This window comes from Bradyrhizobium sp. C9 (assembly GCF_002532045.1).
Taxonomy (GTDB): domain Bacteria; phylum Pseudomonadota; class Alphaproteobacteria; order Rhizobiales; family Xanthobacteraceae; genus Bradyrhizobium.
The window spans coordinates 1-7435 of sequence record NZ_NWTG01000052.1 but is presented as its reverse complement, the minus strand read 5'-3'; the positions used below and the strand labels follow the sequence as shown (position 1 = coordinate 7435).

Below are 7435 nucleotides of genomic sequence, written 5' to 3'. Positions count from 1 at the left end.
CCACGCCTCGTTCTACACCGATTCCATCCAACCAATCAGCCAGGACCAAACACGAAAGCAGGGACGACGGTTAGCATCAATGCCTGAAATGCCGAACGCCGGTGAACACCATGGCGATGCCGTGCTCGTCGGCGGCCTTGATCACCTCGTCGTCGCGCATCGAGCCGCCGGGCTGGATCACCGCGGTCGCGCCGGCCTCGATACAGGCGAGCATGCCGTCGGCGAACGGGAAGAACGCGTCGGAGGCAACCACCGAACCCTTGGTCAGGGGTTCGGCGAGCTTCAGTTCGGCCGCCGCATCCAGCGCCTTGCGCGCGGCGATGCGCGCCGAGTCCACGCGGCTCATCTGGCCGGCGCCGATGCCGACGGTGGCGAGATCCTTGGCGTAGATGATGGTGTTCGACTTGACGTGCTTGGCGACGCGGAAGGCGAATTTGAGGTCGCGCAGCTCGGCGTCGGTCGGCGCGCGCTTGGTCGCGACCTTCAGGTTCATGTCCTCGACGACCGCATTGTCGCGGCTCTGCACCAGCAGGCCGCCGGCGACGGTCTTGGCGGTGAGGCCGAGCGCACGCGCGTTCGGCAGGCCGCCGGCGAGCAGCAGGCGCAAATTGCGCCGGCCTGCGATGATCGAGATCGCCTCCTCGGTCGCATCGGGCGCGATGATCACCTCGGTGAAGATGCCGATGATGGCGCGCGCAGCATCCGCGTCGAGCGTGCGGTTGACCGCGATGATGCCGCCATAGGCCGAGGTCGAGTCGCAGGCGAGCGCGCGGGCATAGGCGGTCGCGAGATCCGGACCCTCGGCGACGCCGCAGGGGTTGGCGTGCTTGACGATCACGCAGGCCGCGGTGCGCTTCGGATCGAACTCGCCGACGCATTCATAGGCCGCATCGGTGTCGTTGATGTTGTTGTAGGACAGTTCCTTGCCCTGCAGCTGGCGTGCGGTCGCAACGCCCGGCCGCTTCTCCGGCGTGGCATAGAACGCCGCGGTCTGGTGCGGGTTCTCACCATAGCGCAGCGACTGGATCAGCCTGCCGCCGAAGGCGCGGAAGTCCGGCGCCTTGGTGTCGAGCTGCACGGCGAACCAGTTCGAGATCGCAGCGTCATAGGCCGCGGTGCGGGCATAGGCCTTGGCGGCGAGCCGCCGGCGCAGGCCGAGCGAGGTCGCGCCCTTGTGTGCGGCGAGCTCGTCGAGCACGGCAGAATAGTCATTCGCCTCGACCACCACGGCGACGTCGTCATGGTTCTTGGCCGCGGCGCGGATCATCGCGGGACCGCCGATGTCGATGTTCTCGATGCATTCCTCGAACCCTGCGCCTTTGTCGACGGTGGCCTCGAACGGATAGAGATTGACCACCAGAAGGTCGATCGCCGCGATGCCGTGCGCGGCCATCGCGGCGGCATGTTCCTTGTTGTCGCGGATCGCGAGCAGGCCGCCATGCACCTTCGGATGCAGCGTCTTGACCCGGCCGTCCATCATCTCCGGAAAACCGGTGAGCTCGGAGACGTCCTTGACCTTCAGCCCGGCTGCCGCGATCGCCTTGGCGGTGCCCCCGGTCGAGACCAGCTCGACGCCATGGTCGGAAAGCGCCTTGGCGAAATCGATCAGTCCGGTCTTGTCGGAAACGGACAACAGAGCGCGGGTCACGCGGCGAAGCTGCTCGGTCATATCGGAAAATCCCTGGCTGTTAAGGCAGCCGGGTAGCATGGTTTTGTGCGGCACGAAACCGGTTCTGGGGGCCGAATCCCCGCAAATTAGCCCCGTCACCCTGAGAGAATGGCAAGCGGCGCCAAACGTTCAGCGTCGTCCTGGCTTTCGCCAGGACGACGGGGTGGAGAGGCTGCGCGCCTCAGAATGACGGGTTGAGGGCTTTCCACCGCTACAGCGGCAGTTCCGGTTCGCGGCGGGCGTTGCGGCGGGCGTTGGTGGCGGTGGCCGAGGTCGAGGAGCGCACGAAGCTCCAGCGGATGCTGGCGGCCTGCCTGGCGTCCTGCCGGATCACGATCTGGGAGGTGCGGCGCGGGCCGTCATTGCCGGCCAGGAACACGCTGTCCTCGAGGTCGACCTTGTCGTCCATCGCCTCGAAGGTCCAGACGTCGCGGTTGGGCAGCACCAGCATCACGCCGCGGGCATCCGACAGCCGGCTCGCCTTCACCGAGGGGTGCAGATGGAAGCGCAGCGCGAAATCGGCCTCGCTGCCCTTGATGCGGCCGCCGGGTGCCGGCGACAGCGAGTCCTCGCCTTCCATCCGGGTGCCGTCCTGGGCAATCATCAGCACGCGGCGGTGGATCACGCCGAAGCGGGAGAGATAGCCGTCATGCGAGGCGGTCAGCACGTCGCCGTCGGGGATGGCCTCGCGGTAGCTCTCGACATTGCTGGGCCCGCTGGTGACCGGCGCGCCGCGTAACAGCCGCTTCATCGCCGACAGCTCGACGAACTGGCACGACGAGGTGTCGCGATAGGTCAGCGTCGAATGCGCCGCGGTCGAGCGCGCGAACGGCCGCCAATTGTCGCGCCCGGTGTTCGGCATGCCGCAATTGACGACGATGCGGCTCACCCCGGAGGAGAACTCGAACGACAGGCAGCCGGCATGCGCATCCTGGCTGACGCTTGCCGGCGGCGGCGGACCGGTATCGATGATCAAGGTGGTGTTGCCGGCGTCGAGGCGCTGGAAGCCGGTATGCGGCATGCTGGCCATCGGCACGCCGCGGGTGTCGTCATAGGCGAGCAGCGTCGCGACGAGATCTGACGGCGCGGTGCTCATGCCGTTGAACAGCGCGAAGCTGCCGTCGCCGTGCCGGAAGAAGCGCAGCATCGGCATCATGCGGTCGATCGCGTTGAGCAGCGCCGGCGGCGGCGCGATATTCCGTGCAGCAAAGGTTTGCCGCAGCGGCAAGAGATCGCTGAGCAATTCGACAAGCGCGCCGGGATTGCGCGAGATGTGGCCGCCGTCGGGCAGGATCTGGCGCTGCAATTCGTCCGACAGCCTGCGCGTGGCGGATTTGATGTTGCGCGCCTGGTTGGCGAGGCAGAGCGAGGCGTAGCACAGCGCGATCAGGACCTGCAGGCGCGGCACGCCGTCATTGTCGAGCGTGGCGTGGCGCAGATAGCGGATCTCGCGCGCCAGCCCGCGCAGATATTTGCGGTAGAATTTTCCGTCGGTGTCGCCGAGTACCAATGGCGCCTGCGACAATAGCGAGATCACCCGCCGGGCGCGCACATCTGCGCGCCGCTCCAGCGGCCGCTTGCGCGCCTGGTTGGAGATCCAGTCGTCGACCAGCGAGCGGGCATTGGCGCGGGTCAGCGCAGTGTCGGCGGCGCGCAGGTGGCGCAGCCAGCCGAAGCCGAGCAGGGCGGCTTCCCAATCTTCCGACGGCGGTTCGAGATCGAAGATCGAGCGGCCGTGGCAGGTGACGATCTTGCCGGCGAACACGAATCGCCCGGCATAGATCTCGGCCGCGCGGGTGGCGTCGGCGGTCCGCAGGTCATGCGGCGCGATGATCAGGCGGTCGGTGCGGCCGGGCCAGAGCCGCGACAGTGCGACCGTGCTCCCGCTGGCGCGTGCGAGCATGCTGCGGGCAAAGCGGCCAGCAATCAGCGTCGAGATGCGTCTGCTTTGAGCGACCGACACGCCTAACCTTGCGGGGAGGGAATTTTCAACGAATCCTTATTTAATCCGGAAACGCGGCCAAGACACCCTCTTGATATCCAAGACACCCTCTTGATACCGCGCGAATCACTTCGAGCTTAGAGGACTGAAGTTTAAAATCAGGATTTGACCAGCCGGGCGGCGTAAAAACCGTCCAGCCCGCCCAGTCGCGGGTCGGCGTTGGGCAAATGGCTGGGCAGGGTACGCAGATCGCCGTCGGCGGTAATGATGTCGTCGAGGCCGGCGACCTCGTCCTTCTCGACCGGCGCACGGCGCAGGCCTGATTCGCTCGCCAGCAGCGCGGCAATCGCGTGCTCGCCTTCCTCCGGCTCCAGCGAGCACGTGCAGTAGACCAGGGTGCCGCCCGGCTTCAGCAGATGGGTGGCCTTATGCAGCAGCCGCTTCTGCAGCGCCGTCAGCGCGGCGATGTCGCTCTCCTGCCGCAGCCAGGCGACGTCGGGATGGCGGCGGATGGTTCCCGTCGAGGTGCAGGGTGCATCGACCAGGATACCGTCGAAGCTCGCGGTTTCCGCCGGCCATTCGGCGGCGTCGGCGACCACCGTCTCGGCTTGCAACTCCAGCCGAGCGAGATTGTCGCGCAGCCGCGCAACCCGCGCCGGCGAGCGATCGACCGCGGTGACCTGTGCGCCGGCCAGCGCGAGCTGGGCCGTCTTGCCGCCGGGCGCGGCGCAGAGGTCTGCGACCCGCTTGTCCTTGATGTCGCCGAACAGGCGCACCGGCAGCGCCGCGGCGGCGTCCTGCACCCACCATTGGCCTTCGGCAAAGCCGGGCAGCATGGTGACGGAACCCTGCAGCAGCGTGCGCACGGTTCCCGTCGGCAGGATCTCGCCGTGCAGGCGGCTGGCCCATTGCGGCGCGTCGGATTTCACCGTGAGATCGAGCGACGGCTCGTGGCCGAGCGCCAGCGCCATGTCGCGCGCGGTGGCTTCACCGTAATGAGCGTTCCAGCGCGCCAGCATCCATTGCGGCAGGTCCAGCGTCTGCGTGCTGATCTCGTCGATCAGGCCCTGGCCCTCGCGCGCGCAGCGGCGCAGCACGGCGTTGACCAGCCCGGCATATTTCGCCGCGCGCCGGTCGGACTGCACGAGCCGCACCGAGAGATCGACCGCGGCATGGTCAGGCACGTCCATCCAGAGGATCTGCGCGGCGCCGATCAGCAGCGCGCTCTGCGCGCGCGGTGCATCGGTCGGGACGCCGCGGTCGAGCAGCCGCGACAGCAGATGGCCGAGCGTGCCGAGCTTGCGCAGGATGGTCGACACCAGCCGGCGCATCAGCGCGCGGTCGCGATCGGCCAGCGATTTCAGGCCGGGATGCGCGCCGGCGCCGTCGAGCTGATCGTCGAGCGTGCGGTGCTTGTGCAGCACGCCATCGAGGATGTCGGCCGCGATGCGGCGCGCTGCGAGACCGGGGACTTCGGCAGGGACTGCAAATCTTGAAGGAGGCATGGAGCGGAAATATCTCGAAGGTGCTGAGTTACATTCGGCTCATGCCATCAACTCGAAAACACCACTGGCATGCGAATATGCCAAATGTAAGAATCGTCTTGCGGAATTCGTGATCGTGATGTCGTCACTGAGCCAGGTCAGAGATACGAAATTCGCGGGCAGAAAGTTTTGCCGAGAAACGTTTGCCAAGAAGGCTTGCCATGTCTGAGAAGTCGCCACCTCCGCCGGAACCCGCGCCGCGCAAGCCGCTGACGCCGGCCGCGCAGCGTGCGCTCGCCGAGGCCGCGGCGCGGCGCAAGGCGGCCGAGGAGCTCGCCGCGAAAGATGCGGCCGCGCGGCCGAAGGAATTCCAGGGTCCGAAAGGGCCGGAACCGACGCGCTACGGCGATTGGGAGACCAAGGGCATCGCCTCGGACTTCTGAGAGTCTTGCCTGAGGGCTCGACTCAAGCCAGTCTGGGAATATGTCCCCATACGAGAGAATAAATCCTTATCGTGGGACGGGACGTCCGCCCTTCCGTCGCTCACCCTGGGGCCGCCGCGTCTCGGCGGCACTGCCCTGGGTGTTCGTGCTCGGCATTGCCGTCGGCAGCATGCTGCCGATCCGCCAATATGTGCCGCACTGGATTCCCTTGCCGTCGCACTGGTCGTTGGAGCGGTCGCGCGATGCCGAAATGATCCGGCAGCGCGGAGGCGCGCCCGACGCGCGTCACGCCGTCGATGTCGTCAGGACGATCGACGGCGATACGTTCGAGGCGCGGGTGCACCTTACGCCGGGGCCCGATCTGTATACGCGGGTCCGGTTGCGCGGCATCGATGCGCCGGAGCTGAAGGCGTCCTGTGCGCGCGAACTGCAAATGGCGCAAGCGGCGACAGTGGCGCTGCGCGATCTGCTCGGCCAGGGCGATGTCGCGATCTACAATATCGGTCCCGATAAATATCAGGGCCGCGTCGTCGCCGACGTCGCGACCAGGAAGACCGACAATGTCTCGGCGGCGCTGCTCGCGGCTGGTCATGCGCGCGCCTATAATGGCGGGCACCGTTTCGGCTGGTGCGGAAATTTTGGGCGCTGAGTAACAGCCTCACGGCGGCGCCCGTGCCGAACGGGCAAACAAAAAGCCGCGCAGGTGCGCGGCCTTTCCTTCGGCGAAGCGGTTTGCGCGATCAGCGGGTGACGACGACCGTGGTGCCGACCGAGACACGCGAATAGAGATCAGTGATGTCGGGATTCAGCATGCGGATGCAGCCGTAGGAGACGAAGCCGCCGACCGAGCCCGGCACGTTGGTGCCGTGGATCGCGTATTCGCCGCCGGCCAGCGTCATCGCGGCGACGCCCATCGGGTTCGCCGGCGAACCGCCTGCGATCACGTTCGGGATGCTTGGCTTGTCGCGCTTGACCTCGGCGGGCGGCGACCAGGCCGGGTTGCGATACTTGCCGTCGATCCGGGTCGTGCCGGCCCACTGCTTGCCGGACTTGCCGACGCCGACCGGGTAACGCATCGCGTGGCCGGAATCGAGAATGAGATAGAGCCGCCGTTCGTTGGTCTTCACCACGATGGTGCCCGGCTCATAATTGTCGGCGTGGATTCCGACCATTTCCGGCCGCGCTTCGGCCGTCTGCGACATCACGACAACAGCACCAAGGGTGGCAGCCAACGCCACCGCAAACTTCATCGACATCAACCTCTCCACTTCCCAACAGCTCCGGCGAAGGAGCCAAAAACGAAGGTGCAGAGCCCTGAAAAACCGGGCCCGCCGGTCTCGCGTACGCAATATTAACCGCGTGTCTTAACCGGGTGGTTTCACGCCGGCCGCGAGACACGTCCAGATGGCGGGAGAAAAGGAAAAGTTCGGATCAAAGTAAATGACTTGAAAACAACACCCGGCCACAAACGCGCCGCAATGGCGCCGCGCCTCTGACAATCCCGTGAAATGGCCGGTCTCAGAGTGTGATGAGATTACGCTGAATGGCGGTCGCGACGGCGGTGCGCTCCCTCTCCCGCAAGCGGGAGAGGTGCAGCCAGTTTGCCGCGGGACCGGTTGACCTGACTTGATCCTGCTCTGGAAAAGCGAAGGGCCGCGGCGGAGAACACGCGCGGCCCTTCTTTCAATGTCCCGATATTGCCGTTGCCGGATTACTTCTTGTTCTGCCGGTTCTGCACCAGGTCGTCGACCACGGCGGGATCGGCCAGGGTCGAGGTGTCGCCGAGGCTGGACGGTTCGTCCTCGGCGATCTTGCGCAGGATGCGGCGCATGATCTTGCCGGAACGCGTCTTCGGCAGGCCGGGCGCGAACTGGATCAGGTCCGGCGAGGCGATCGG

The 7435-nt window shown here is 66.4% G+C and carries 7 protein-coding genes; 2 read left to right on the top strand and 5 right to left on the bottom strand.

Translation table 11 applies throughout. The features are described 5' to 3' along the window. Positions 1-76 precede the first annotated feature (76 nt). From purH to CO675_RS39415, 3 genes are all read right to left on the bottom strand, one after another. Positions 77-1669, bottom strand: coding sequence for a bifunctional phosphoribosylaminoimidazolecarboxamide formyltransferase/IMP cyclohydrolase (purH, locus tag CO675_RS39425; RefSeq protein ID WP_097677252.1), 1593 nt, complete (start codon positions 1667-1669; stop codon positions 77-79). A gap of 211 nt (positions 1670-1880) precedes the next feature. Next, the gene (locus tag CO675_RS39420) at positions 1881-3632 is read right to left on the bottom strand and encodes a heparinase II/III family protein (protein ID WP_097677251.1); all 1752 of its coding nucleotides are present in this window, start codon (positions 3630-3632) and stop codon (positions 1881-1883) included. 137 nt (positions 3633-3769) lie between these two features. Next, the gene (locus tag CO675_RS39415) at positions 3770-5116 is read right to left on the bottom strand and encodes an RsmB/NOP family class I SAM-dependent RNA methyltransferase (protein WP_097677250.1); all 1347 of its coding nucleotides are present in this window, start codon (positions 5114-5116) and stop codon (positions 3770-3772) included. Positions 5117-5316: 200 nt separating this feature from the next. Between CO675_RS39415 and CO675_RS39410 the strand changes: the two genes are divergently transcribed. Both CO675_RS39410 and CO675_RS39405 read left to right on the top strand, forming a co-directional pair. Then, a complete protein-coding gene (locus tag CO675_RS39410; protein ID WP_050406166.1) occupies positions 5317-5538 on the top strand; it encodes a DUF1674 domain-containing protein in 222 nt (73 codons plus the stop codon). A gap of 40 nt (positions 5539-5578) precedes the next feature. Next, complete coding sequence (locus CO675_RS39405) at positions 5579-6187, top strand: thermonuclease family protein (protein WP_198964911.1); 609 nt, start codon at positions 5579-5581, stop codon at positions 6185-6187. Positions 6188-6278: 91 nt separating this feature from the next. Here the strand turns inward: CO675_RS39405 and CO675_RS39400 are convergent, their stop codons facing one another. After that, positions 6279-6794: a L,D-transpeptidase gene (locus CO675_RS39400; RefSeq protein WP_097677248.1), complete on the bottom strand. Its 516-nt coding sequence runs from the start codon at positions 6792-6794 to the stop codon at positions 6279-6281. 455 nt (positions 6795-7249) lie between these two features. Beyond that, positions 7250-7435 (bottom strand): hypothetical protein (locus CO675_RS39395; protein ID WP_143279223.1); only part of this gene is annotated, 186 nt, incomplete at its 5' end.

What these genes read in the sequence shown, in the direction of transcription:
- purH (WP_097677252.1), bottom strand. Translation starts at nt 1,669, where the DNA reads ATGACCGAGCAGCTTCGCCGCGTGACCCGCGCTCTGTTGTCCGTTTCC.
- CO675_RS39415 (WP_097677250.1), bottom strand. Translation starts at nt 5,116, where the DNA reads ATGCCTCCTTCAAGATTTGCAGTCCCTGCCGAAGTCCCCGGTCTCGCA.
- CO675_RS39410 (WP_050406166.1), top strand. Translation starts at nt 5,317, where the DNA reads ATGTCTGAGAAGTCGCCACCTCCGCCGGAACCCGCGCCGCGCAAGCCG.
- CO675_RS39405 (WP_198964911.1), top strand. Translation starts at nt 5,579, where the DNA reads ATGTCCCCATACGAGAGAATAAATCCTTATCGTGGGACGGGACGTCCG.
- CO675_RS39400 (WP_097677248.1), bottom strand. Translation starts at nt 6,794, where the DNA reads ATGTCGATGAAGTTTGCGGTGGCGTTGGCTGCCACCCTTGGTGCTGTT.